19 protein-coding genes and 1 pseudogene are annotated in these 25,029 nt (G+C 51.2%); 15 read left to right on the forward strand and 5 right to left on the reverse strand.

The window, feature by feature from the left end; genetic code table 11:
* Position 1: 1 nt before the first annotated feature.
* The 12 genes and pseudogenes from IAE37_RS06010 to IAE37_RS06065 all read left to right on the forward strand — a co-directional run bounded on the left by IAE37_RS06010 (position 2) and on the right by IAE37_RS06065 (position 12,229).
* Positions 2–1,345 carry a nucleobase:cation symporter-2 family protein gene (locus IAE37_RS06010; RefSeq protein WP_201170884.1) on the forward strand — a complete coding sequence of 448 codons (1,344 nt, stop codon included), beginning with the start codon at positions 2–4 and terminating at the stop codon, positions 1,343–1,345.
* Between the two features lie 29 nt (positions 1,346–1,374).
* Positions 1,375–2,460, forward strand: a complete 1,086-nt coding sequence (locus tag IAE37_RS06015; RefSeq protein WP_201170885.1) for a sugar phosphate isomerase/epimerase family protein — start codon at positions 1,375–1,377, stop codon at positions 2,458–2,460.
* 150 nt (positions 2,461–2,610) lie between these two features.
* Positions 2,611–3,465 (forward strand): aromatic ring-hydroxylating oxygenase subunit alpha, encoded by an 855-nt coding sequence (locus IAE37_RS06020; protein WP_117182413.1) that lies wholly within the window; start codon positions 2,611–2,613, stop codon positions 3,463–3,465.
* Positions 3,466–3,495: 30 nt separating this feature from the next.
* Positions 3,496–5,262, forward strand: a complete 1,767-nt coding sequence (locus IAE37_RS06025; protein ID WP_201170907.1) for a Rieske 2Fe-2S domain-containing protein — start codon at positions 3,496–3,498, stop codon at positions 5,260–5,262.
* Between the two features lie 10 nt (positions 5,263–5,272).
* On the forward strand, positions 5,273–5,941 hold the full coding sequence (locus IAE37_RS06030) for a glutathione S-transferase family protein (protein WP_201170910.1): 669 nt from the start codon (positions 5,273–5,275) through the stop codon (positions 5,939–5,941).
* Positions 5,942–6,011: 70 nt separating this feature from the next.
* Positions 6,012–6,860 (forward strand): S-formylglutathione hydrolase, encoded by an 849-nt coding sequence (fghA, locus tag IAE37_RS06035; protein WP_201170913.1) that lies wholly within the window; start codon positions 6,012–6,014, stop codon positions 6,858–6,860.
* A gap of 54 nt (positions 6,861–6,914) precedes the next feature.
* Positions 6,915–7,631 (forward strand): hypothetical protein, encoded by a 717-nt coding sequence (locus IAE37_RS06040; protein ID WP_201170916.1) that lies wholly within the window; start codon positions 6,915–6,917, stop codon positions 7,629–7,631.
* A 104-nt stretch (positions 7,632–7,735) separates the two neighbouring features.
* Positions 7,736–8,857, forward strand: a complete 1,122-nt coding sequence (locus tag IAE37_RS06045; protein ID WP_201170920.1) for a Re/Si-specific NAD(P)(+) transhydrogenase subunit alpha — start codon at positions 7,736–7,738, stop codon at positions 8,855–8,857.
* 11 nt (positions 8,858–8,868) lie between these two features.
* Positions 8,869–9,180, forward strand: coding sequence for an NAD(P) transhydrogenase subunit alpha (locus tag IAE37_RS06050; RefSeq protein ID WP_117139633.1), 312 nt, complete (start codon positions 8,869–8,871; stop codon positions 9,178–9,180).
* Positions 9,181–9,185: 5 nt separating this feature from the next.
* Entirely contained in the window at positions 9,186–10,622 is a 1,437-nt protein-coding gene (locus tag IAE37_RS06055) for an NAD(P)(+) transhydrogenase (Re/Si-specific) subunit beta (protein ID WP_201170923.1), read from the forward strand.
* A 166-nt stretch (positions 10,623–10,788) separates the two neighbouring features.
* Positions 10,789–11,757 (forward strand): annotated as a pseudogene (locus IAE37_RS06060) (GlxA family transcriptional regulator); the annotation flags it as partial.
* Positions 11,758–11,908: 151 nt separating this feature from the next.
* Positions 11,909–12,229, forward strand: coding sequence for a methyltransferase domain-containing protein (locus IAE37_RS06065; protein ID WP_201170925.1), 321 nt, complete (start codon positions 11,909–11,911; stop codon positions 12,227–12,229).
* Positions 12,230–12,525: 296 nt separating this feature from the next.
* Here the strand turns inward: IAE37_RS06065 and IAE37_RS06070 are convergent, their stop codons facing one another.
* The 3 genes from IAE37_RS06070 to IAE37_RS06080 are packed head-to-tail and all read right to left on the reverse strand — an operon-like array spanning position 12,526 to position 18,247.
* Positions 12,526–13,980: an efflux transporter outer membrane subunit gene (locus IAE37_RS06070; protein WP_201170928.1), complete on the reverse strand. Its 1,455-nt coding sequence runs from the start codon at positions 13,978–13,980 to the stop codon at positions 12,526–12,528.
* Positions 13,977–17,105, reverse strand: coding sequence for an efflux RND transporter permease subunit (locus IAE37_RS06075; RefSeq protein WP_201170931.1), 3,129 nt, complete (start codon positions 17,103–17,105; stop codon positions 13,977–13,979). The genes IAE37_RS06070 and IAE37_RS06075 overlap by 4 nt, the downstream gene beginning before the upstream one ends.
* 11 nt (positions 17,106–17,116) lie before the next feature.
* On the reverse strand, positions 17,117–18,247 hold the full coding sequence (locus IAE37_RS06080; RefSeq protein ID WP_201170933.1) for an efflux RND transporter periplasmic adaptor subunit: 1,131 nt from the start codon (positions 18,245–18,247) through the stop codon (positions 17,117–17,119).
* A 214-nt stretch (positions 18,248–18,461) separates the two neighbouring features.
* Here IAE37_RS06080 and IAE37_RS06085 point away from each other — a divergent pair, with 214 nt between their 5' ends.
* The gene (locus IAE37_RS06085) at positions 18,462–19,052 is read left to right on the forward strand and encodes a TetR/AcrR family transcriptional regulator (RefSeq protein WP_201170939.1); all 591 of its coding nucleotides are present in this window, start codon (positions 18,462–18,464) and stop codon (positions 19,050–19,052) included.
* Between the two features lie 105 nt (positions 19,053–19,157).
* On the opposite strand, the gene IAE37_RS06090 is transcribed toward IAE37_RS06085, so the two are convergent.
* On the reverse strand, positions 19,158–19,880 hold the full coding sequence (locus IAE37_RS06090) for a DUF4198 domain-containing protein (RefSeq protein WP_201170940.1): 723 nt from the start codon (positions 19,878–19,880) through the stop codon (positions 19,158–19,160).
* A gap of 159 nt (positions 19,881–20,039) precedes the next feature.
* Between IAE37_RS06090 and IAE37_RS06095 the strand changes: the two genes are divergently transcribed.
* Positions 20,040–22,151, forward strand: a complete 2,112-nt coding sequence (locus tag IAE37_RS06095) for a TonB-dependent receptor (protein WP_201170944.1) — start codon at positions 20,040–20,042, stop codon at positions 22,149–22,151.
* A 366-nt stretch (positions 22,152–22,517) separates the two neighbouring features.
* On the forward strand, positions 22,518–22,787 hold the full coding sequence (locus tag IAE37_RS06100) for a hypothetical protein (protein ID WP_201170946.1): 270 nt from the start codon (positions 22,518–22,520) through the stop codon (positions 22,785–22,787).
* A 158-nt stretch (positions 22,788–22,945) separates the two neighbouring features.
* On the opposite strand, the gene thrS is transcribed toward IAE37_RS06100, so the two are convergent.
* Complete coding sequence (thrS, locus tag IAE37_RS06105; RefSeq protein WP_201170957.1) at positions 22,946–24,958, reverse strand: threonine--tRNA ligase; 2,013 nt, start codon at positions 24,956–24,958, stop codon at positions 22,946–22,948.
* Positions 24,959–25,029 lie beyond the last annotated feature (71 nt).

Genomic DNA, 25,029 nt, shown 5'->3' on the forward strand with positions numbered 1-25,029 from the left:
CATGCAATCTCTTGCCCTGCGGAAAAAAACAAACGTTTATAAGGTCATGTTCATGGGGTGGCAACATGTGCTTGTGATGTATGCAGGTGCTGTCGCTGTACCGCTGATTTTGGGCGCGGCACTTAAGTTGCCTAAAGACCAAGTGGCCTTCTTGATTAATGCTGATCTATTCGCGTGCGGTATTGCAACGCTGATTCAGTGCATCGGGTTTGGGAATGTTGGCATCCGACTACCTGTAATGATGGGTGTTACCTTTACAGCTATCGGGCCCTTGGTTGCAATTGGTACCGATCCCCAGGCAGGTCTGCTGCAAATCTTTGGGGCGACCATAGCTGCCGGTCTATTTGGGTTCCTGGTAGCACCCTTTATTGGAAAATTAATCCGATTTTTTCCACCTGTTGTGACAGGAACGGAGATCTTAGCTGTAGGTTTGTCGCTGATGGTGGTGGCGGCCAGTTGGTCTGCGGGTGGATATGGGAATCCAGATTTCGGAAATCCTTTATACTTGTCGATAGCTGCTGCAGTCTTAGTAGCAATTTTAATCATTGTTAGATTCGCTAGAGGGTTCTTATCCAACATTTCGATTCTACTTGGTATGATGTTCGGCTTTCTTTTGGCCCTAAGTGCTGGACAGATCGATTTTAGCGACGTAAGTCGGGCTCCATGGTTCGGGATCGTTGTGCCTTTCCACTTCGGTGTCCCGCAGTTTAGCCTGTGGCCTATTGTTGCAATGTGCATCGTTATGTTGGTCACATTTATCGAATCTACCGGCATGTTCCTGGCGCTAGGAGAGGTCGTCGATAAGCCGGTAGGGGAAAAGGAACTCGTTAGGGGCTTCAGAGCAGATGGTGTTGGTACAATGCTGGGGGGTGTATTTAATACATTTCCCTACACCTCATATGCTCAGAACATTGGCTTAATCAGTATAACTGGCGTGAAAAGCAGGTGGGTGTGTGCCCTGGCTGGACTATTTTTAGTGCTTCTGGCGCTGTTTCCTAAGGTTGCGATGATAATTGCATCCATTCCGCCGTACGTACTCGGGGGTGCAGGTTTAGTAATGTTTGGCATGGTAGCTGCTAGTGGTATAAAGGTTCTTTCGCGGGTTAGCTTCGCTGATAATAAAAACCTATATGTTGTAGCAATCAGTGTGGCGATAGGAATGATTCCTGTGGTTTCGCCCCAGTTCTTTGCCAAGCTGCCTAAAGATATGGCTCCCATTCTTGAAAGCCCAGTGCTTCTGACAGCCATCTGCGCTGTTGTTTTGAATGTCTTCTTCAATGGTTTCGGTAGTGCGGAGGAGACAAAGAACTCACTGTTAACTGCTGCGAAAGAAGCTGAAGTTTGATTTCACACCAACCCTAAGAGAGAAGAATAATGAAAAAGATGTTCTTGCTTGGCTGTGCAGGTCGTGGGGTTCAACCTTCGTCCATTCATAAGCCTGTATCTGACAAAGAGCTTCCAATCATGGAGCAGTTCCGGCTCCAGAAGGAGTCGGGGCTCTGGGACTTCGTAGATCGGATTCCAGTGGGTACTTCTGAATTAGACGAGTATATTAAAGCAAGCCAGACTTACTCGCTGCCAGTCTACAGCGGTAGCTGGACGTATACCTTGGGTGCAGATGAGCAACGAATCCGCGAGAATATTGATCAGACAATCGCAGTTGGAGCGAAATATCATAATTTGATGGTCTGGGCGAAACACGCAGATGGGCATTATATTACTGATGAAGAGGTAGCGATCTCTTATCTGAATGCGTATGAATACGCTGAAAAAAGAGGAGTAATCATTACTTTTGAGAATCATGTCGATATGTGGTCTGAAGACCCGCGGCGAGTCGCAAAAGTTGCGGACATGGTCGAGCGTCATGGAATACCATTCAATATCTGTATGGACTATAGCCATTGCATTTTTAAGGTTGAGAATGAGGTGGAGATCGCCGTTGCCCAGTTACGCGGTGATCAGGAGGGTACCCGTAGACTTGATCCATTTAATGACGACAGCTACGCGGACGAATGGCTTGCTCGTAATACTGTGCATTGGGCACAAGTGCGGCCAGCAGCGCCAAATGGGCCACGTAACTGGTGGGCAGGTGAAACTGGCCCATGGGATGGCCTAGGCTATGATCGACCAGGTCGCTCAATCCAATACCCGTTCAGCAATCCAAAATCAGGCGAATGGCACACAGATTTTTGGCACGCTCATAAACTTGCTCCAACCAAAGAGTTGATTCGGAAAGTCATAGATAGCTATATTGCCGAGGAAAACTCTAGTCTCCGTTTGATGACTGTCGACAATATCAACCTTGCGGCTTACGGCACTGGCTGGAAGTACGATATGTATGCTGACAGCTGCTTAGTCGCTCAGTTTGTTCGAGAGCTCTATGCGGAGCGCATGGCTATCCACCTTGCCAAAAACGAACAGGGTAACGATTTCGTAAACCAATATCGGAGTCAGGTTTGATAACCCCCTTGTATTTTGCCAAGGGCGAAATCATCACTGTTTAGTCTACTTGCTCGGGAATTGTAGAGATCCTGGATCTCGTTTCCAGTCAATTCTCGAGCTATAACCTGGTATACCAGATGAGCAATGTGAAAAACCAAAGGTGCCAAAATGTCTTCCGATGAAGTAATCTTTAATGATTGGCATCCAGTCGCTGCTTTGGATGATGTGGCACTGGAAAAGCGCTACCGTTGCCGATTGCTCGGGCGAACTGTCAGCTACGTAAAAAGCGTTGAGGGTGTGAACGCCTTATGGGAGCAAAGTGCAGAATCCGTGTCCCGCATCCACGCCAGGGAAATTTATGGAGTTCTCTGGTTGTCATTTGCCGAGCAGCCCACGGAAATGTTTGACATTCCGGAATTCAACGAGGCGGATCGCCGTATTGTTAGTGCGGGTTCTGTACGTGTCAATGTTTCCGGTCTGCGTGCCATCGAGAATTTTCTGGATATGGCGCACTTCCCATTTGTGCATACCGATATTCTGGGAGCTGAGCCGTTGACCGAGGTTGAACCTTACAAGGTTCACCACGATGAAGAGAAAGATGAGATATTCGCGACAGAATGTCGATTTCCTCAGCCCAAGGGTTCTGCTACAGCGGTAGAGCCTATTGACATGCAGTACATTTACAGAGTTACTCGGCCATATTCAGCAATTCTCTATAAAACTTGTCCCCCACAGCCGGATCGTTGGGATGCTTTGGGGCTCTTTATCCAGCCTGTCGATGAAGATTGGTGCATAGCTCACACCATCATGTGTTACGTCGATGAGGTTAACTCGGATCAGCAGCTTCGACACTTCCAACAAACGATTTTTGGCCAAGACCTGATGATCCTGATTAACCAGGTACCCAAGCGTCTCCCTTTGGCTGCTAGTCGGGAAAGTCCAGTTCGCGCTGACGTTTTAGCGACCGCTTATCGTCGATGGATGCGTGAGAAAGGCGTGCAGTACGGAACCCTGCGGGACTGAATAACAAGAATCAATAAAGAGGTAAGCGCCGTGAATAAAATTGACTTGAACCAGTGGTTCCCCATCGCTACTCCTGAAGATCTACCCATGCGTCACGTGTATCATGCGACACTCTTGGGACAAGAGATGGCGGTTTGGCGAGACGACAACGGAAATATCAACGTTTGGGAAAACCGTTGTCCTCACCGGGGCCTTCGACTGACTTTGGGAGCAAATACTGGCACCGAAGTCCGCTGCCAGTATCACGGTTGGACTTATGAAACTGGTACAGGTGGGTGTACATTTGTTCCAGCTCATCGAGATGCCACTGAGCCAAGCAAAGCTCGTGTGAATACATTTCCTGCGCGCGAGAAGCATGGGCTGGTTTGGACGTCATTAGGCCAGCCTGAGGGAGAGCCAATCTCCATCCTCGATGATGCGCAATTGGTCAATGCTGTAAAAACTAATCTTCACACTACCGTTATTGGCTCCGACAGTGATTATCTGATCAGTGTCTTGCGAGCTAACTTGTCAGCATTCGCTGATGTTTTTGGTGTGACTGATGTCGATGATTTGCATCTCAAAACCATGCATCACGACCGAGCGATAATCGTCACGAAGGTTGGCGCGCTTGCAATCCACCTCTATCTGCAACGGGCAACCGTCACCAAGACTCTCGTTCATGCTCAAGCATTAACAGCAGGTCGTTCAGGTTATGAGCTCCAGAAGAATTTCGCATTCGCTATGAGCGCGATCCGTCGACTATCAGAGGCGACGACTTCGGATTTGATTCACATCAATGATATTAGTGATCAGACTGTCGACAACGTTGAGTTAGTGACAGAAAATCTTACTAAAGCACCACCTGCCGAATATATTTGCGAAGTCGTAACCCGATCGCAGGAAACGAGTGACATCTGCTCGTATTGGCTCAAACCTATTGGGCATCCGTTACCCACGTTCACTGCTGGTATGCACATCAGCATCACCACGCCTGAAGGATGTATCCGGCAGTACTCATTGGTGAATGCACCTTGGGAGCAAGAATCTTTCATCATTGGCATTAAAAAAGAACTACAGTCGCGTGGTGGTTCGAAGTCGATGCATGAACAGGTAAAGGTCGGTACCCAGTTGAAGGTAACGCTGCCTCGTAATGGCTTCCCTTTCGTAGAGACGGGTAAGCGTCCTATCCTTGTGGCGGGCGGCATTGGTATTACTCCAATCCTCTGTATGGCTCAAGCGCTCGATGAGCAAGGTACGCCATTTGAGATCCATTATTTCGCCCGAGGTGAAGAGTACGTACCTTTCCTGGAGCGACTGAACGCATTGGGCGAGAATTTGAACCTGCACTTTGGTCTTGGGCCTGAGGAGACCAAAGAAAAACTTGCTGATATCATGTGGGAGCATGAGCCTCATAGCATTGATATCTACACTTGTGGCCCGCAACCTATGATAGAAACTGTGTCGTCGGTGGCAATTGCCCATGGTGTAAGTGAAGAATCAATTAGATTCGAGTTCTTCAGTAAGAAGAATGACGCTCCTGTTTCAGGCGAAGAGTACGAAGTTGAGTTGAGTAAGTCTGGTCAAAGTTTCATTGTGCCTGCTGGCTCGACGCTGCTACAGGCGTGCTTGGAAAATAACGTGCAGATTGAGGCTTCTTGCGAGCAGGGTGTCTGCGGCACCTGCATAACTGCGGTTCTTTCTGGCGATCTCGAACACCACGATACCTATCTTTCCAAAAAAGAAAGGGAAAGTGGCAAGTGGATAATGCCGTGTGTTTCGCGCTGCAAATCCAAGAAAATTGTTCTCGACCTGTGAGGCCTCAATCGTGATCACACTCTATGACTATGAGCTTTCCGGAAACTGCTACAAGGTGAGACTTTTTTTGTCGATCCTCAAGCTGGAGTACAAGATTGAACCGGTGGAATTTTATCCTTCCCGTGAGCATAAGTCGGAGAAATTTCTCAAAATAAATCCACTTGGCCAACTTCCGGCGCTTACTGACGGTGATTTAGTCCTGCGTGATGCCCAAGCTATCTTGGTTTATTTAGCTACTCAATATGACAAGACTGGATACTGGTACCCGATCGCTCGCTCTGATCTCATGGCCGAGGTGCAAATGTGGATCGCCTTTGCTGACAGTCTAACCAGCACTATTTCAGCAGCTCGACTTCATGATCTTTTTTTCTTCGAGTTCGATGTTCAGTCCTGCCGCGATCGCGCTCATCAACTGCTCAAAATTTTAGATGAACATCTCTGGTTCCGCGATCTGAAGGGGCTACAGTACATCTGCAGTTCGTTGCATCCGACGATTGCCGATATCGCATGCTTTCCTTATATCGTATTGGCTGATGAGGGGGGGGTATCACTTGAGGACTACCCGGCGATCCGTCGCTGGGTAGATCGTGTCAAGCGTCTTCCAGGGTTCACTGTTATGTCAGGTGTCTTCCCCACCTCGTCAGCATCTGAAAGCTCAGAGAAGCGAGTCAGCGCTTAGCCTAAAGGGTGTTTGAGAATTCTACTCAGACACCCGACTTTACTCATTAACTACTAATAGGACTACGATGATGAGCATTACCAAGATTTCGTCACAGAGAAGTTTTGATGGTTCGTATAACCGGTTCAAGCATCAATCCCAAGTGCTTGGTTGCGAAATGACCTTTGGTATTTACCTGCCCCCCAATATGGAATCGAGGCCAAGCGTTCCGGTACTTTATTGGCTTTCCGGCCTGACGTGCACTGACGAGAATTTCATGCAAAAAGCTGGCGCACATCGACTGGCGGCTGAGTTAGGCATGGCTATTGTTGCACCGGATACCAGCCCTCGGGGAGAGCATGTACCCGATGATGTAGATAAGTCTTGGGATTTTGGGCATGGTGCCGGTTTTTACATCAATGCTACTGAAGAGCCTTGGGCAAAAAACTATCAGATGCATGACTATATTGTAGAGGAGCTACCTGCGCTTATCGAAGCCAATTTCCTTGTGTCAGATAAGCGGGGCATCAGCGGACATTCCATGGGCGGTCACGGCGCTCTGATTTGCGCGCTGCGAAATCCTGGTCGTTATCTTTCGGTTTCCGCATTTTCGCCCATAACTAATCCTGTTAAAACGTCCTGGGGGCATAAGGCTTTTAGTCAGATGTTGGGTGACAATATCCAGAAGTGGCGGGAATGGGATACCTGCGAACTGATATCAAGTGCTCAAGAACGGTTGCCTTTGTTGATAGATCAGGGAGCTGAGGACGAGTTTTTGCATAGCCAGCTTAAACCCGGATCGTTATCTTCTATAGCGTCGCGTTCTGGCCATGTGGCTAATATTCGTATCCATCATGGCTATGATCACAGTTATTATTTCGTCGCGTCGTTTATTGAGGATCATCTGCGCCATCACGCCAGCGCGTTGATTGAAGGCTAAATATTAAAGTTCATAATTAATTTCTATATGGAACCTTGTAGCACGGAGGGGGGTATGAATAGTTTCGAGTGTCAAATATTTCCGGGGGATGCCTTTAGAAATCTCAGGAGTTCCTCTTTATTACAGGGTAAGAAATTGCTGGGTAGTGGAAGCTTCAGTCTCGTTTTTGAGGGCAGTGAAGCAGATACCGTATTCCATCTTTCCATAGACAATGCAGGACATGATTTTTCGGTTAAAGCGAAGCAGCACTCAATAGATGGAGTGGCTAAAATACATAGGGATTTCGGTGCTGTTGCGCTGTATCAAGATGACGCTTTTTATCCTGACTACCTTTGGCTGGCTGAGTTGGAACTATTGCATCCGCTTTCGACTTCCCCTGCAGCCTTTCGTGAAGTTCAAGATCTACTGCGTATTCTCACTGGCGTTACAGAAGGGGTGATTTACTCTACCTTTAGCGAGAAATGTAAGTTGCTAGCGAGACTCAACCATGTTCCGATCTATCCTCGGACGATGCGATGCACCCAGGCGTTGAGAAAGCTTTTATTTAAGTATGTAACGACAACTTCTTGTGATGTTGATGTTCGGATATCTAATTTTATGATTCGACCATACACTGGAGAGGTGGTTTTAAATGGCCCCGTAAATTGGCTGTGTGATATCTCACCGGAGCGCCAAGCTCAGTTAGCCCATTCGGAAATTATCCTTGACGGCACTCTTGCTCCGCAGGAATCAGCTCAGATCCTTCCATTTCAGCGTGTCGGGCAAGCCTAAGCCTGAGACACTGCAGTGTCTCAGCATACGCCTGAACTTCAAATATAAGAGTGCGCTATGATGTGAGATTGATACGTAGCGCCATCGAGTGTGAGGATATTGCCTTGCGAATTGGTATCCCGAAAGAAACCCTGGCGGGCGAAACCCGCGTTTCTGCAACTGTTGATACGATAAAAAAATATTTGCTCCAGGGGCATCAGGTAATTGTTGAGTCAGGAGCTGGGCTAAGTGCTGCAATTCCAGATTCAGCGTACAAGGAATGCGGGGCATCGATAGGCACTATGAGCGATGCATACGGCTGTGAAATCATACTAAAAGTACATCCGCCAACGGATGAGGAGCAGAGTTTTATAAGTGAGGGAAGCTTACTCGTGGGTATGCTCAATCCTTTCAATGACCTCATGATCGGAAAAATGGCAGTACGCGGCATCACCGCCTTCGCCCTGGAAGCCGCGCCGCGCACCTCGCGGGCGCAAAGCCTTGACGTACTGTCGTCGCAGGCCAACATCGCTGGCTACAAGGCTGTGTTGCTGGCCGCCCATCACTACCCACACTTCATGCCCATGCTGATGACCGCCGCCGGTACCGTTAAGGCCGCGCGCGTGTTGATCCTGGGTGCAGGCGTTGCCGGCCTGCAGGCGATTGCCACGGCCAAGCGCCTGGGCGCGGTGATCGAGGCGTCCGATGTACGCCCGGCGGTGAAGGAGCAGATCGAGTCGCTGGGCGCCAAGTTCATCGATGTGCCGTACGAGACCGATGAAGAGCGTGAATGCGCCCAAGGCGTAGGCGGCTATGCTCGGCCAATGCCGGCCAGCTGGATGCAGCGCCAAGCCCAAGCCGTACATGAGCGGGCCAAACAGGCCGATATCGTCATTACCACCGCTCTGATCCCCGGGCGCAAGGCGCCGACCCTGCTCAGCGCAGAAACCGTGGCACAGATGAAGCCCGGCTCGGTGGTCATCGACCTCGCCGCAGCCCAGGGCGGCAACTGCCCGCTGACGGTCGCCGACCAGGTGGTGCAGGCAAACGGCGTGACCATCGTCGGCCCGACCAACCTGCCGGCCCAGCTGGGCGCCGATGCCTCGGCGCTGTATGCACGCAACCTGCTGGACTTCATGAAGCTGCTGTTCGACAAGGACGGCGCACTGGTCATCAACCTCGAAGACGACATCGTCGCGGCCTGCCTGATGTGCCGCGACGGCCAGGTCGTCCGCAAGAACGGCTAAGGAGCACGACAATGGAAGACATGCTGATTTCGCACGGCATCTACAACCTGATCATCTTCGTGCTGGCCATCTATGTGGGCTACCACGTGGTGTGGAACGTCACCCCGGCACTGCACACGCCGCTGATGGCGGTGACCAACGCCATTTCGGCGATCGTCATCGTCGGCGCCATGCTGGCTGCGGCCCTGACCGTGACCACCGCGGGCAAGCTGATGGGCACCCTGGCGGTGGCCCTGGCAGCGGTCAACGTGTTCGGCGGCTTCCTGGTCACACGCCGCATGCTTGAGATGTTCAAAAAGAAAACCAAGAGCGAGGCGCAATAATTAGCATGAGCATGAATCTGGTAACGCTCCTCTACCTCGTCGCCTCGATGTGTTTCATCCAGGCGCTCAAAGGCCTGTCGCACCCGACCACTTCGCGGCGCGGCAACCTGTTTGGCATGATCGGCATGGGGATCGCCATCCTCACCACGGTCGGCCTCATTTATAAGCTTGGCGCTGAGCTAGCCACCGCTGGCATCGGCTACGTGATCGTCGGCCTGCTGGTCGGCGGTACCGCCGGCTCGATCATGGCCAAGCGCGTCGAGATGACCAAGATGCCGGAGCTGGTGGCGTTCATGCATAGCATGATCGGCCTGGCGGCGGTGTTCATCGCGATCGCCGCGGTGCTCGAACCGCAATCGATGGGCATCGTCGCCGCCATCAGCGACCCGATCCCCACCGGCAACCGCCTGGAACTGTTCCTTGGCGCGGCGATCGGTGCCATCACCTTCTCCGGTTCCGTGATCGCCTTCGGAAAACTGTCGAGCAAGTACAAGTTCCGCCTGTTCCAAGGCGCACCGGTACAGTTCGCCGGCCAGCACAAGCTGAACCTGATCCTGGGCCTGACCACCATTGCCTTGGGCCTGCTGTTCACCTTCACCGGCCATTACAGTGCCTTCACCTTGATGCTGGTTCTGGCCTTCATCATGGGCGTGCTGATAATTATCCCGATCGGCGGCGCTGACATGCCGGTGGTGGTATCGATGCTCAACAGCTACTCGGGCTGGGCCGCAGCCGGTATCGGCTTCTCGCTGAACAACTCGATGCTGATCATCGCCGGCTCGCTGGTGGGTTCGTCGGGTGCGATCCTCTCGTACATCATGTGCAAGGCCATGAACCGGTCGTTCTTCAACGTCATCCTTGGCGGTTTCGGCGGCGATACCGGTGCCGGCGCGGCGCAAGGCTCGCAAGAGCAGCGCTCGGTGAAGTCCGGCTCGGCAGATGACGCGACCTTCCTGCTGAGCAACGCAGACAGCGTGATCATAGTCCCGGGCTACGGCCTGGCAGTAGCTCGCGCCCAGCATGCGCTGAAGGAGCTGACCGAGAAGCTGACTCACAACGGTGTGACCGTTAAGTACGCGATCCACCCGGTGGCGGGGCGTATGCCCGGGCACATGAACGTGCTGCTGGCCGAGGCCGAAGTACCGTACGACCAGGTGTTCGAGATGGAAGACATCAACGCCGAATTCGGCCAGGCCGACGTGGTGCTGGTGCTGGGCGCCAACGACGTGGTCAACCCGGCGGCGAAGAATGATCCGAAGTCACCGATCGCCGGCATGCCGATCCTCGAGGCGTTCAAGGCCAAGACCATCATCGTCAACAAACGCTCGATGGCCAGCGGTTATGCCGGTCTGGACAACGAGTTGTTCCACCTGGATAAGACCATGATGGTGTTCGGTGATGCGAAGAAAGTTATCGAAGACATGGTGAAAGCGGTAGCTTGACCGAAATTGACTATCAACGGCGCTGGCTATCGCCCATGATTAGTTTTGTTGCGCAGTCATATTTTGCCAGTGATGCGGATTGGTTTTAGAGCGCTTAGTACTCTAGCAGAGATAATAAATAGAACAGTGTCTAAGCTGGTAACACTTGACGTAGTGAGGTACTAGTATGTCATCCACTGGCTATCGAGAATATACGCATTCCGAACCTATGCAGTCCGTCGGTTTTCTCTTGCTTGATAATTTTACTCTGATATCTCTTGCGTCTGCTGTTGAGCCTCTGCGTATGGCGAATCAACTATCTGGTAGGGAATTGTATCGTTGGAGTACCCTTAGTGCCGATGGTGAACAAGTATGGGCCAGTGATGGACTTCAAATTACTCCAGACACTGGCGTCAGCAATGCGCCGATGATGGATACGGTGATAGTATGCGGGGGAGTTGGGATACAGAGTACTATTACGAGAGATCATATCATGTGGCTCCGTTCGCAAACTCGCAGATCCCAGCGTATCGGTGCGGTATGCACGGGTAGCTGGGCTTTAGCGTGTGCAGGGTTGCTGGATGGTTTTGATTGCAGCGTGCATTGGGAATGCTTAGCTGGTATGCAAGAAGCTTTTCCTCATGTTAATTTGAGTACCAAACTTTTTACCCTGGATCGAAATAGAATAACTTGCTCTGGTGGTACTGCACCTTTAGATGTGATGTTGCACTTAATAACCCGTGATCATGGTCGTGAACTTTCCGCTGCGATTTCCGAGATGTTCGTCTATGAGCGGATTCGGAATGAACATGATCATCAACGTGTTCCATTGAAGCATATACTTGATGCTAATCAGCCTAAGCTGCAAGAAATAGTTGCGTTGATGGAGGCTAATACAGAGGAGCTAATTGATTTAGATGAGTTAGCTGAATATGTATCAGTGTCTCGCCGTCAGCTGTAGCGGATTTTTCAGAAATACTTGGGTTGCTCTCCATCTCGTTACTATCTAAGACTACGATTGATTCGTGCTCGCCAATTATTGAGGCAAACAAATATATCAATAGTTGAGGTTGCTTCGGTTGTCGGTTTTGTCTCCACGCCACACTTTACAAAGTGTTATCGTGAGTGCTTCGGTTATCCTCCACGAAACGAGCGCGTCATCTCTGATAATAAACGTGTGGGGGAGGTCGTAGTGGGTGTGCCTTCCCGGAGAGACGTATATTTGAAGTTAGGTGAAGGTGGCGGTGAGTCAACGCTTGGTAGTGTAAAGTAATAAGCTGAGATATTCGTTGCGTTGATTGATGTGCTTGCTTCAATATTTGCAGGAAATTCAAGGGGCAAAACGAATAACGACTGCTAGAATTGATTTTAAAACTCAGCTTCTCATTGACGCAGGCGTTGCTGGCGGGATGCGTGTATTAGATACCGGCTGCGCGTCGGGTGACGTCGCCTTTCTCCTGAGTGGCATAGTTGGGATGACTGGTGAAGTCGTAGGGATCGACCATGATAAGGATGCGCTTGGTAGGGCGCGCAATCGCTCAAATATTGATCACCTGCGGATTCCCAAATTCTTCGAATATGAGCTTCTCGACATGCCCGAATCGCTTGGGTCGTTCGAAGCCGCGTGACATGGCATACTCGGCAAAATGTCGATAGAAACGCTGCTAAACACCAATGGCACCGGCAACTATCAGATTGCCCTTGGCAACGGTGCTCGCGTAATAACGGTACGCCGTGAGAGGATAGCCGTCGAGAACGCGCTCTTTCAATATTCGCAACCAATTGCTGCCCCAGCGCCAAAGCCTCTTACTCATCACTTTGAAGCTATCTTCCAGTGGACACGAAGATCTATTTGTACGGAGACTACTCGGCGGTTCGAAGCGTATAGGCAAAGAGGGAGGCGGGTTGCCACCTCCCTCGGTCATTAATGGTTTGCAGCGACTCCAGATGCGAGCGGTGCGTCCCATTCACCGCCTAAGGCCTTAAACAAGGTCACCTGATTTTCGAATTTTTGCAGGCGCAGTGCGATCAGGCTTTGTTGAGCGGTGTACAGTGTTCGCTGTGTGTCGAGCACATCTAGATAGCGCGATATTCCGGTGTCGTAGCGCTGCTGAACCAGGGTAAAGGCGTTTTCTGCTGCTTGAAGTCGAACGGTCTGGGTTTCCAGACGATCATCAATATTGGCACGGATAGCTAACGCGTCTTTAACCTCTCTGAACGCTACCTGAATCGTTTTTTGATACTGCGCAACAGCCAACTCTCTATTAGTTTCTGCGACCTTCAGGGAGGCGTCGAGTGCACCCCCGGTGAATATCGGCACGTTGATTTGGGGTATGAACGACCACGATCGGTTGGAGCCCGAGAATAAAGTGCCTAAGGAATCGCTAGCTCTCCCCACGCCAGCTGTAAGGCTGATGCTTGGGAAGTAGGCAGCTCGAGCTGCTCCGATATTCGCATTCGCACCTTTAAGGGAGTGCTCCGCTGCGATTATGTCAGGACGATGCTGCAGTAGATCCGATGGTAAGCCCTCATTTATGAGGCTGCCCGCCATTATTGATTCTATGTTAGTTGTTGGTAATAGGGATGCCGGCAGAGGATGGCCTAGCAACTGCTCCAGCATGTTCTCATCGGCGGAAATAGCGGTGTGCCAAGCTAGCTCGTCGTCGCGTGCGGTTTCGAGCTCTGCCAGGGCTTGGTGTGTTTCCAGCTGTGAGGAGGAGCCAGTCTGTTCGAGATCCGTTTGAAGTTGGTATCCATCCTGACGACTGCGTACGGTATCTTGGGCTACCTGCAATTGCTCTAGATCTGCCGCAAGGCGGAGGTACGTATGAATGACCTCTGAGGTTAATGCGAGCTCCGCGCTTCGACGAGCGGCGACAGTTGACAAGTAATCCTGGATAGCCTGGTTTTCAAGGCTGCGAATTTTTCCGAAGAAGTCCAGCTCCCATGACGTAATCCCGACCCCGAGTTGGTACACGCGGCTAGTTTCTGCCTCGCCGGTGCTCGAAACAGATGCTGGGGTTCGGCCTGTCGTGCCATTGAAGCCCGCTCCCATCGTAGGTACTAATTCAGAGCGTTGAATGCGGTATTGAGCTCTTGCTCGTTCTACATTTAAAGCGGCAATCACCAGATCTTGGTTGTTGTCGAGCGCAATTTTAACGACGCGGCGAAGCTTCTGATCAGTTATTAAGTCTCTCCACTGAGTTACGGTTGCCATAGATTTTTGGTTTGGCTTATTCAGAGATTGTTCAATATTCCAGCTGTCACTGATCTTCGCGGATGGCTTTTCGTAATTCGGTGCAAGGGTTCCGGTACAACCGCCCACTATCAAGCTTGAGACCACCAAGCCCAATCGGAAAATCGTATTAACGTTGCTCATTTAGCGTGCTCCTCATCCCGACTAGCCACTCGTTTTTTGTTTTTACTGAAGGCCGTTGAGACGACGACATAAAACAATGGAATGAAGAAAATCGCGAGGAACGTAGCAGTTAACATGCCGCCGATCACACCGGTACCAATAGCATGCTTACTACCTGCGCTTGCTCCGTGCGAGATTGCAAGCGGGATGACGCCCATTGTGAACGCCAACGATGTCATGACTATCGGGCGCAAACGTAGGCGTGATGCTTCGATCGCTGCCTCGCGGATGCTACGACCGCCTTTCTCATAGAGCTCCTTGGCAAATTCAACGATAAGAATTGCGTTCTTCGCGCAAAGGCCAACTGTAGTGAGGAGCCCGATTTGGAAAAAGGCATCATTTTCGAGCCCTCGAGCGAGCGTGGCAAGCACTGTCCCAATTACGCCTAGTGGTATGACAAGCATCACAGCAAACGGTACTGACCAGCTTTCATACAGTGCTGCCAGACACAAGAATACAGCGATAACCGAGAGTACATAGAGAGCGACAGACTGAGAGCCTGATAGGCGCTCTTCGTATGACAAACCTGTCCATTCGATACTGAAGCTCTTAGGGAGCGTCGCTGCTACTTCTTCGATAGCTTTCATCGCCTCACCTGAGCTGTAACCAGGGGCAGGTTGGCCCATCATTTCGATAGCGGGTGCCCCATTGTACCTTTCAAGCTTAGGTGATCCATAAGTCCAGTAGCCTTTCGCAAAAGAGGCAAACGAGACCATCTCTCCGGCCTTGTTTCGAACGTACCATTTGGCAAAGTCGTCAGGAGTGATTCGTGACGTCGGTACCCCCTGAACATATACGCGTTTGACGCGTTCACGGTCGATGAAATCGTTGACGTAGGACGAACCCCACGCGGCACTCATGGTGGTGTTTACATCCGCGAGCGTAACTCCGAAAGCCCTGGCTTTTTGGTCGTCAATGGTTATCTGATACTGAGGCTCATCTCCTTTACCATTTGGCCTTACTAGTGCGAGTTCAGGCCGCTTTGAGGCCGCCTCCAATAGCGTTGCCCTGGCCTTCATCAAATGTTCATGGCCTTGCCCGCTAAAGTCTTGCAGAAAGAAGTTGAAACCGGTTGCATTGCCCAGCTCCATGATCGCGGGAGGCATGAATGCTAATGCAACGGCTGATTTCATTTGACTAAAGCGAGCCATTGAGCGCGCCTGGAGTTCGGCTGCGGTGGTTTTTCGTTGATCCCAAGGCTTGAGCATGACAAACGCCATACCTGAGTTTTGCCCACGCCCAGCGAAATTCCAGCCATTTACGGCAAACACTGAATCAACAGTTTCGCCTTCTTCATTCAGAAGATAAGATGTTACCTCCTTCAGCGCGGCGTCTGTCTGATCTGCCGTACTGTTTGCTGGTAGCTCTACCTGAGCCAAGATGAAACCTTGGTCTTCATCCGGCAAAAACGAGGTAGGCAGTAGCGGGAACAGCAAGCCTAGGCCGGCAACGATTAGGATGAATGCGCTGAGTGACCGTTTTGGGCTTTTAAGGACACCAGAAATACCGCGCTCGTACTTATTGGCACTCTCTTCGAACATCCGGTTGAACCAACCGAAGAAACCTTTTTTCTCGTGATGTCCATGGGCAGGTTTCAATAGAGTTGCGCAAAGTGTCGGCGTGAATATCAACGCAACGAATACGGATAGGGCCATTGCAGTGACGATAGTGAGGGAGAACTGTCGGTAAATCACTCCAGTTGATCCGCCAAAGAACGCCATCGGAATAAATACTGCTGACAATACTAATCCGATGCCCACCAATGCCCCTGAAATCTGCTCCATCGATTTGCGGGTAGCTTCTAATGGTGAAAGACCTTCTTCCTCCATAATGCGCTCTACGTTCTCAACAACCACAATTGCGTCGTCGACTAGTAGGCCAATCGCTAATACCAGACCAAACATGGTCAAGATGTTAATCGTGAACCCAAATGCTGCCATTACACCAAATGTGCCAAGAAGTACGACAGGCACTGCCAGCGTAGGAATTATCGTGGCGCGAATATTTTGAAGGAAGAGATACATGATCAAAAATACGAGCACGATCGCTTCGATCAAGGTATGCACGACACCCTTGATAGATTCACTGACAACGGGAGCTGTATCATAGGGGTAGACGACTTTAACGCCGGCAGGGAGTGTAGGTGCGATCCGATCTAGGGTTTTTTTGACAGCAGCTACGGCGTCAAGCGTGTTACCCCCAGCTGCTAGTCTAAGGGCAATGCCTGCAGTAGGTTTGCCATTCGACATGGCGCTAATTGAGAAGTCATCAGCACCCAAGGCCACTTCGCCGACGTCTGCTAATGTTACCTGCGAGCCATCTGCATTCACCTTCAAAAGAATTTGTTTGAATTCTTCGGGAGTGCGCAGCAAGGATTTTCCAATGACTGTGGCGTTCAGCTGTACTTTACCCGCTAGTGGGCGGCTACCCAGTTGGCCGGAGGAAATTTGAACGTTTTGTTCTTGAATAGCCGCAATCACGTCGCCAGGCATCAAGTTATAGTTGTTGAGCTTAATAGGGTCGAGCCAAACGCGCATTGCGTTCTGAGCGCCCAGCACCATGAAGTCCCCAACCCCGGGCGTACGAGTCAGAGGATCTTGGAGTTGAGATACTACCAGATCACCAAGCGCGTAATTATCAAGGCGACCATCCTCGGACACCAAGGCTGCTACCATCATAAAGTTAAGCTTATACTTAACTACGCGCAAACCGATTTGCTGTACTGATGTTGGTAGCATCGGTGTAGCTAGCGCGAGCTTATTCTGCACTTGTACTTGAGCGGTATCCGGATTCACATTTTGCTCAAATGTGATTACGATAGTCGCGCTGCCATCCGTGTTGCTCTCCGAACGGATGTAGCGCAGCCCATCTAAGCCATTTAATTGCTGTTCAATGACTTGGGTAACAGTATCCTGAACGGTTTGTGCAGATGCTCCAGGGTAACTGGCAATAATCCCGATGGCAGGAGGGGCAACATCAGGATATTGATTGACGGGAAGCTTAAGAAGCGATAGCCCGCCGGCTAACATTACTACGATTGCAATGACCCAGGCGAAAACTGGGCGTTCAATAAAAAACTTTGACATGTAGTCCGCCGTTATTCACCGTATTGGGTGGTTGCCAGTTTACTTTCAAGGGCAGTATTCGAAACTTTCACTTTGATGCCGGGCTGAACGTGCTGGATCCCGTCGACCACCACTCTGGCGCCAGGGACTAGCCCACTAGATACAAGCCATTGTCCGTCAATCGACCTTTCAGTCTTGATGCCGCTTAATTTCACAGTGTCGTCAGAGTTGAGTTCATATATTGAAGCCATGCCTTGGCTGTCACGGGATACTGCTCGCTGCGGCACCAGTACTGCGTTTTCAAGAGTACCCTCTTCAAGCTCGGCACGTACAAACATCCCAGGCAGCAGCGTTCCCTTTGGGTTTGGAAAAATAGCGCGTAATGTGACCGAGCCCGTACTTTCGTTGACGCTGACCTCTGAAAATTGGAGTTTTCCTGTGTATTCGTACTTGCGACCATTTTCCAAGACGAGATGGATATTGGCTCGGTCTTCATCATCTGTTTTGAGAAGGCCGTCAGCAATGTCTTGCTTCAGTTGTAGAAGCGAAATCGATGGTTGAACGATGTCCACATAGATGGGGTCGAGCTGCTGAACGGTCGCAAGCGCAGCTGACTGATTGGCAGTAACAAGCGCTCCTTTAGTGACGGTTGATCGACCGATACGCCCAGAGATCGGGGCAGTAATGTCTGTGTACCCCAAATCGATTCGCGCGCTCTCCAAAGCTGCTTGCGCTTGAAGGAACTGCGATCGCGCATCGTCATATTCCTGTTGGCTGATTGCTCGAGACTTCACCAATGTCTCGTAGCGTCTCAACAGCGCTTTGGCAGATTCAAAGCTTGCCTGAGCTCGCAGCATCGCTGCGCGGTATGGAGCGGGATCAATTTTGTACAGCAGTTGACCTTGCTTTACTTCAGCGCCTTCTTGGAACGCTCGGTTCATCAGAACGCCACCAACCTGAGGACGGATTTCCGCAACAACGTTGGCGCGTGTTCGACCAGGGAGAGTCGTCGAGAGCTGGACTGGTCTTGCTTGGATGGTTATCGCATTGACCTCCGGCTCTGGTTGTCTAGCCGCCACGCTTTCGCCCTCACGACAAGCGGAGAGCATTACGCACGCTGCGATGCCGGTAATGCCGATGACCAGCGGTTTGTCGAATCTCATTTTATGTATCACCAGTCTAGGTGGCTTGACCCACCTATAATTTTTCCCTACACCCCGCTGCCTTTGATGGCAGCTTCGAGCGCACTCATAGGAGGAGAGCGGTTTTCAAAAAAAACTAGGTCGCCCGACCCACCTATTTTTAGTGTACACTGATCTGGTTGGTAGGAGGCAAGCTCAGAATCCGCTTGCAGGTCAATGACTGTTGGAGAGCTCAATGGTTGGTAAGAAATCCGGCGATTCCGCAGTGGCGTTGCGCCGTAAAGAGCAGGTGCTGGCCGCGGCGGCAGAGTGCGTGCGCCGAGAGGGTTTTCATCGGACGAGCATGTCCCAAATTTCAGCTGCGGCGGGCATGAGCTCTGGTCACATCCATCATTTTTTTGGAGGGAAGGAGGGCATTATCGAGGGGGTCGTTGCCCGAGAGCATAGTGAGCTCGGTGATTTCGTCGATGAGGTGCGTGTAGCAAGTGATGGGAATGACCCGATCACGGCCCTGGTCAACCTTGTGCCGAAGTGCGCTGAGCGCTACATGGATAGTAGCAATGCAGCACTGGCGATTGAGATCCTCGCAGAATCTACTCGCAACCCCAAGGTTGCGTCGCTCCTCAAAGAGAACGATGTGAGCGTGAGTGCGTCTTTCAATGAACTATTTGGTGGTAGTTCTGCCGAGGTAAAATCTAGCTGCGAAATCGTTGCCGCACTTTTCGAGGGGCTATCAGCCCGAGCGCTTCGAAATCCTGAGTCGAAGAGGCGGATCGACATGTCCATGCTGCAGCGAGCGGTTGAGCAAATCATGAGGGTTAGCTGAATGTCTATTCCGAATTTGCGGCATGCCGTGTCTTGATTGCCGTTTAGGGAGGGGTGCGGCTCGGCTCACTCCGCCGTACCTGAGTACCACACCCCTTCGGTTCAATCAGTGTTGGTGCGCTTCTCCAACGAACGTGAGGGTAGTGGACAAGCTCGTTTGTGAGACCTGATTTTCGCCCTCATTCGGTAGTTTGGCTTGTGCTGCTATCACATTAAGGCCGGCATTGCGAACAGTGACAGTCGCTCGACCTCTTGCATCTGTTTTTACTGGTGTAGCATCTGGCATGCCTCGATAGTCATCAAACAGTGCTAAGTCTGCAATTGGCTTCCCATCAATGGTTACCTCGACGGGAAGGCTATGTCCTACGCCCACCTCGGTTGGGTCTCGCAAGGGGCGAATGACCATCCTCAGACGCAGGTTGGCAGGGATATCGGCATGCGGCTGCAAAATTGCCAAGCTGTATTTGAAGCTGTGCGAGGTGCTGATCGCACCTGGAACCTCTGCTTTAGAGGCGTCAACGGACTTACCGTCTTTTGTTTGACTCCAGACGCCGTTGTCCAACGTGACTGTTAAAACCGCGGGCTTGCTGAGGGGGGACAAGCGCGCGTGATCGCTTTCGCGCTGTACAGTAACGGGGATAGTTTTGCCCTTCAGATCATATGCCCAGACTTCTTTGATTTTTTCCGCCGCGTACGGGTCATCTTCAGCACCATGGCCGTAAATCACTTCTAGCTGGCCGTAGCGTTTTTCAGTCCAGATGCCGTGGGCTTCCACTGCCTGGATGCTGAGCAAACTGATGGTGGTTGCGAGGGATAGGGGGAGTCTCATGGAGCTACCTTGTCGTGGTTGGGGAAGGCGTTCTACCTATGAGCGACATCACGCCCCTAAGAAATCAGCCGCTTAGCTTGAAGCATGGATTCGATGGTGCTGCACACTGCAATGTTGTATGGTTAAAGATACACTATAACATAGCATTTGGATGTCATTATGTATCGTTCCAGACGCCCCGCTTGGGCTTGGGCTTTTATCGGTGCCGCGTTGAGCACAGGTTTAGGCGTTTCCGAACCGATTTCGGCTGAAGAATTGGAAGCTGCAAGCGGGATCACAGAGCTCGAGGCGATCCAGGTTACTGGTGAGGGAGGAAGCAGAAAGCACATCGAGCCGCTATCGCGCGGGAAGGTGAGCAATGCTGTTGAGAGTCTGCCAGCGGGGGTGACTTCAATCACGCAGGAGGACATACAAACGCTCAACGTTGACCGAGATATTTCCAATATTTACCGGCGTGTACCCGGAGTAGTGGCCAACAACATCGATCAGGGCGATACCGGTAATGGATTTCGCATGCGAGGCTTTGCTACCAATGGTACGCACGGTGCCGACGTCGCCGTTTACGTTGATGGTATACCTCAGAACATTCCCTCCAGCCAAGGCGGAGCAGGTCATGGCCCCGTATTTCTGGAATGGTTGACTCCCCAAATGATCAGGAGCGCTAATGTCATTAAAGGGCCGGTGTCTGCTCTGTATGGTGATCAGAATCGGGCTGGAGCGGTGGAAATCGAGACACTGGATGGTGGCAGCGTGGCTTCCAGTATCGGTTTGGACGTTGCCAGTTTCGATGGGCGTCGTACTAACCTGGTGTTGGGCGGTGAATATGAGGGCTTAGAATCGCTGTTCATCGTCGACATTTACAAAACTAACGGATACCGAAAGGCCGCTGAAACCAATCGGGACAATTACTTCTGGAAGTTGAGTAAGGTTATCGACGACGTTAAATATTCTGCGCGCTTCAGTCATTACGAATCGGACTTCAAAAATGACGGCTATCTCAACTTGCCCGCGCTTCGAGCAGGTACGATTGGTCGCCGAGATACCGATAATCTGTATGGCTTCGGCAACGCTAATAGGAACACCTACGTATTCAATCGTGCTCCGGCTTATGACGAAGCGGGCCTGTACTACACAGCGTATTACGAGGATTTTAGACGGGTTCGAGCAATTTCTAATGGTACCAATACTCATAATTACGGAAAAGATGATCGCGATATATATGGGGGTCGATTAGCTTATAACTTCGTTGCGAGTGAATCGGCATCATTGATGGTAGGAGCCGATGTCCGGCGCGACAAAGGAGTTGCGTTTCGCCAGCAGTATAGAAACTTTGAGCCTACACCAAATTTCTATTACGACTTCGATATGGATCTCATCACATATGGGGTGTTTGCACAAGGTCAATACAAGCCGATCGATTCAGTTAAGTTGATGGCAGGGGTTCGGTATGATCGGTTCGACTATGATATCGAAAATCTGAAATTCCGTGATGCTGACACGGGTTATAATAGTTCTGTTACGACACCTAAGTTTGGTTTGGCTTGGACACCCATTCGAGAACTGGAAATCTTTACGAATGTAGCTCAAGGGTTCCGCTCACCTGCGGCTGAGTATATTAGCTCTGGCAGCAGCAGTGCCTTAGCGCCTAGTGAAACTGGAGGCCAAGTCAATAGCAGTGTTCGGCCAAGCAAGGTAAAGTCCTACGACATTGGATTCACTGTACGTCCTTCTGACCGTTTATCGAGCACCACAGAGTTTTACTACATCGAGAACGACAATGAAACTGTTCAGACCTCAGCAGGTGTTTACGAGCAGGTCGGCAGTACTACCCGCAGGGGGGCAGAAACTAGCTTCAATTACCAAGCAACATCGACAGTCAGTGCGTATGCCAGTTACGGGCGCATAATTGACGCGAAGATTAATAATCCTTCGCCGGGTACCGGTGCACTCCTTTCAGTCCCAGAGCACACCTACAAGGCAGGGGTTCAGTACCGCAACAGATTCATGGCGGGTCAAGTCACTCTTAACGCCGACGTTTATCACCTGGATGGCATTCCCTACTACATAGGGACTGACAAAAATGAGATGCCGCCTTATACCCGTTACGATTTAAGGGCCAGCTACGACTATAGCGATTACCAGTTTAGCGTATATGGTACCTTCCAGCCGCATCGCTACGGGACTGAAGTTGCCTATGGTACGAGCGGTGGACTTGTGATTGTTCCGCAGCCCTCTACAACGCTTGGTGCTTCGATCAGGTACTTTTTCTGATTTCTCAAGGATCTAAGGTGGTGTCGGGAGCGCAGGGTTGAGTATCGCCTCTGCCCATAGCGACGGTGGAATTCATCATTTGGGGGCTGCAAATTCGTGATGGGAGTAGAATAGGCGGCGTCTCAGTTGGGAGAGCTCTGGGCTGTACATCCCTAACGTAACAACATGTTTTGTCTAATGGCTTAGAACGCTTCGTTAGCTATTAAGCTGTCTGAACTTGAAAAGGGGGGCTTCCAGTTGGATGTCCCTGCAAGGCAGGACTAAAAGGTAAGCGCGTCAGTTATGCCTAACCGGGCGTTGCCTGCAGAGCGAGAGAAAAAGTATTCAGCACGCTTATCACGATGCTTACGCTTTAGGAGGTTATGGATGACAATTTTTACTCTGAATTACCGCCTGAATGATGAACCTAAGGGCTATCAGGTGGTTCTCGAAGAAAAATTTCTTAGTGATCACGAGGCAGCAATTCATCTAATTGAGTTGCATTATGGTGATAGCGAAAGCTGGATAGTGATGCCTGATGCATCGCCAGAAGATATTCTCGCCCAGGCGGAGCTGCTTGGGCTGTGGGAGATCAATATTACTCTTGAGGCGGGGAACTCTCTCTCTCTCGATGAGAGTGCGGGAAGTTTCCCATGAGGAATTAGAGTTCAGTCGTGTGATCAGTACTCTCCATCAAGATCTAAAGTGGCTTAGGGCGAATTGATTAATGCTGATTTGTTAGGAGGTCAGTAGGTGTGTGTGAAGGCGCAGCTCAGTGGCTGAACTGCGCTTTTTTGTAAAGCGGAAAACTACAATCAAACGTCGCAGGTATTTAATGGAAGTCGGGACGCGATGCGGTTATGTATCTCTTCAACAATGTGATCAGACGAAAGCTCATCCGGCGAACTAGCTTCTTTTCGTAACCATTCAATTGCGGAGTTTAAGTCCATCACGCCAAGGTCTTTGCCGTCCCTGGTGCGCAGTGCGATGGTTCCTTGCTCCTGCTCCTTAGTGCCTGCGACAAGGAGGAATGGAATCCGTTGAAGTGTCATTTCTCGGATTTTGTAGCCGATCTTCTCGTTGCGGGTGTCAGTTTCAACCCGCAGGCCCTTGCAGCGCAGCAGTGTGGCGACATCTCGAACATAGTCGGCATGCTGTTGCGAAATAGAGCAAACGACCACTTGGATGGGTGAAAGCCAAGTTGGAAGCTTGCCAGAGTGATGTTCTAGCATGATGCCCGTGAAACGCTCCAGAGAGCCGAAGAGGGCACGGTGCAGCATGACTGGTCGCTTGCGAAGGCCGTCTTCGTCGACGTACTCGATACCGAATCGTTCAGGAAGGTTCATGTCGACTTGAAGTGTGCCGCACTGCCAGTCCCGGCTAATAGCGTCGCGCAGCACGAACTCAAGCTTGGGCCCGTAGAACGCCCCCTCACCTGGATTGACTTGGTACTCGAGGTTCATTTCTTCGAGGGAGTGGATAAGCGCTCCTTCGAGTTGATCCCAGGTTGCGTCACTGCCGATTCGGTTGGCGGGTCGAGTAGACAGCTTGATGCGCACGTCCTCGAAGCCAAACTGGCGATAGATGTCCAGTACTAGACCCACGACGGATCGGCATTCTTCGTTCATTTGTTCGGGGGTGCAGAAGATGTGCGCGTCGTCTTGGGTGAAGTGACGCACCCGAAGCAACCCATGCAGAGAGCCTGAGGGCTCATACCGATGGACTTTGCCGAATTCGCCCATGCGAATCGGCAAGTCGCGATAGCTCTTGAGGCCGTGTCGATAGAGGAGGGTGCCGCCGGGGCAATTCATCGGCTTAAGAGCTAGGGCTCGACCATCCTCGGTTTCGGTCGTGAACATGTGATCACGATAGTTATGCCAGTGTCCGGACGTTTCCCACAGGCTGCGATCCATGACGTCTGGCGTGTTCACTTCGACATAGCCCGCGTCATTCTGTCGGCGTCGCATGTAGGCGATGAGAGACTGAAACACCGTCCATCCCCGCGGGTGCCAGAAAACTGATCCTGGTGCGTCATCCTCGAAATGGAAAAGGTCGAGTTCTCTTCCGATCTTGCGATGGTCACGCTTCTCGGCTTCCTCAAGTCGAACGAGGTGGGCTGACAGCTGCTTTGCATCGGCCCAAGCCGTTCCGTAGATGCGCTGAAGCTGCTCGTTTTTTGCATCACCGCGCCAATAAGCGCCCGCTAGCTTGGTCAGTTTGAATGCCTTCAAGAAGCGAGTATTGGGTACGTGAGGGCCGCGGCACATGTCCACGTATTCTTCGTGGAAGTAGAGCCCCATCTCCTGGGTATCTGGCATGTCCTCGATTAGCCGAAGTTTGTAGTCTTCGTGTCGTGCCTTGAAGATCTGGATGGCCTCATCGCGCGGCGTCATGCGCTTGACGACATCGTACTCTTTGGCGATCAGCTCGCGCATGCGAGCTTCGATGGCTTCGAGGTCTGCCGGGGTGAATGGCCTTTCAAACGCTACATCGTAGTAAAAGCCCTCATTGATCACCGGGCCAATGACCATCTTTGCGGTCGGGTAGAGTTGTTTGAGTGCATGGCCAACCAGGTGGGCGCATGAGTGACGGATGATGTCCAAGCCTTCATCATCTTTAGGGGTGATTACCTGCAATTTAGCATCGCGGTCAATCATCTCGCAGGCGTCCACCAAGCGGCCATCAACCCTTCCTGCCACCGTGCTACGTGCCAAACCGGCGCTGATGGATGCTGCTACGTCGTGGACAGTGACGGGGTTATCGTAGGTACGAATTGATCCATCTGGCAGCGTGATGGAAACAGGGGAGGGGTGTGCGTTATCTGGCATCGTCACAGGCTTCTCGATCTTAAAATACTGTGGGTCGTCCGCTAGCGGACGACCTGGTCATAAATTGGGTG

Origin of the sequence: Pseudomonas sp. S31 (assembly GCF_016648105.1) — a bacterium.
Classification (GTDB): Bacteria; Pseudomonadota; Gammaproteobacteria; order Pseudomonadales; family Pseudomonadaceae; genus Aquipseudomonas.

Bases quoted from the DNA above. Each gene is read 5' to 3' on its own strand.
- IAE37_RS06010 (WP_201170884.1), top strand. From the start codon at position 2: ATGCAATCTCTTGCCCTGCGGAAAAAAACAAACGTTTATAAGGTCATG.
- IAE37_RS06040 (WP_201170916.1), top strand. From the start codon at position 6,915: ATGAATAGTTTCGAGTGTCAAATATTTCCGGGGGATGCCTTTAGAAAT.
- IAE37_RS06015 (WP_201170885.1), top strand. From the start codon at position 1,375: ATGAAAAAGATGTTCTTGCTTGGCTGTGCAGGTCGTGGGGTTCAACCT.
- IAE37_RS06055 (WP_201170923.1), top strand. From the start codon at position 9,186: ATGAGCATGAATCTGGTAACGCTCCTCTACCTCGTCGCCTCGATGTGT.
- IAE37_RS06075 (WP_201170931.1), bottom strand. From the start codon at position 17,105: ATGTCAAAGTTTTTTATTGAACGCCCAGTTTTCGCCTGGGTCATTGCA.
- IAE37_RS06100 (WP_201170946.1), top strand. From the start codon at position 22,518: ATGACAATTTTTACTCTGAATTACCGCCTGAATGATGAACCTAAGGGC.
- IAE37_RS06070 (WP_201170928.1), bottom strand. From the start codon at position 13,980: ATGAGCAACGTTAATACGATTTTCCGATTGGGCTTGGTGGTCTCAAGC.
- IAE37_RS06085 (WP_201170939.1), top strand. From the start codon at position 18,462: ATGGTTGGTAAGAAATCCGGCGATTCCGCAGTGGCGTTGCGCCGTAAA.
- IAE37_RS06050 (WP_117139633.1), top strand. From the start codon at position 8,869: ATGGAAGACATGCTGATTTCGCACGGCATCTACAACCTGATCATCTTC.
- thrS (WP_201170957.1), bottom strand. From the start codon at position 24,958: ATGCCAGATAACGCACACCCCTCCCCTGTTTCCATCACGCTGCCAGAT.
- IAE37_RS06095 (WP_201170944.1), top strand. From the start codon at position 20,040: ATGTATCGTTCCAGACGCCCCGCTTGGGCTTGGGCTTTTATCGGTGCC.
- IAE37_RS06090 (WP_201170940.1), bottom strand. From the start codon at position 19,880: ATGAGACTCCCCCTATCCCTCGCAACCACCATCAGTTTGCTCAGCATC.
- IAE37_RS06020 (WP_117182413.1), top strand. From the start codon at position 2,611: ATGTCTTCCGATGAAGTAATCTTTAATGATTGGCATCCAGTCGCTGCT.
- IAE37_RS06080 (WP_201170933.1), bottom strand. From the start codon at position 18,247: ATGAGATTCGACAAACCGCTGGTCATCGGCATTACCGGCATCGCAGCG.
- fghA (WP_201170913.1), top strand. From the start codon at position 6,012: ATGAGCATTACCAAGATTTCGTCACAGAGAAGTTTTGATGGTTCGTAT.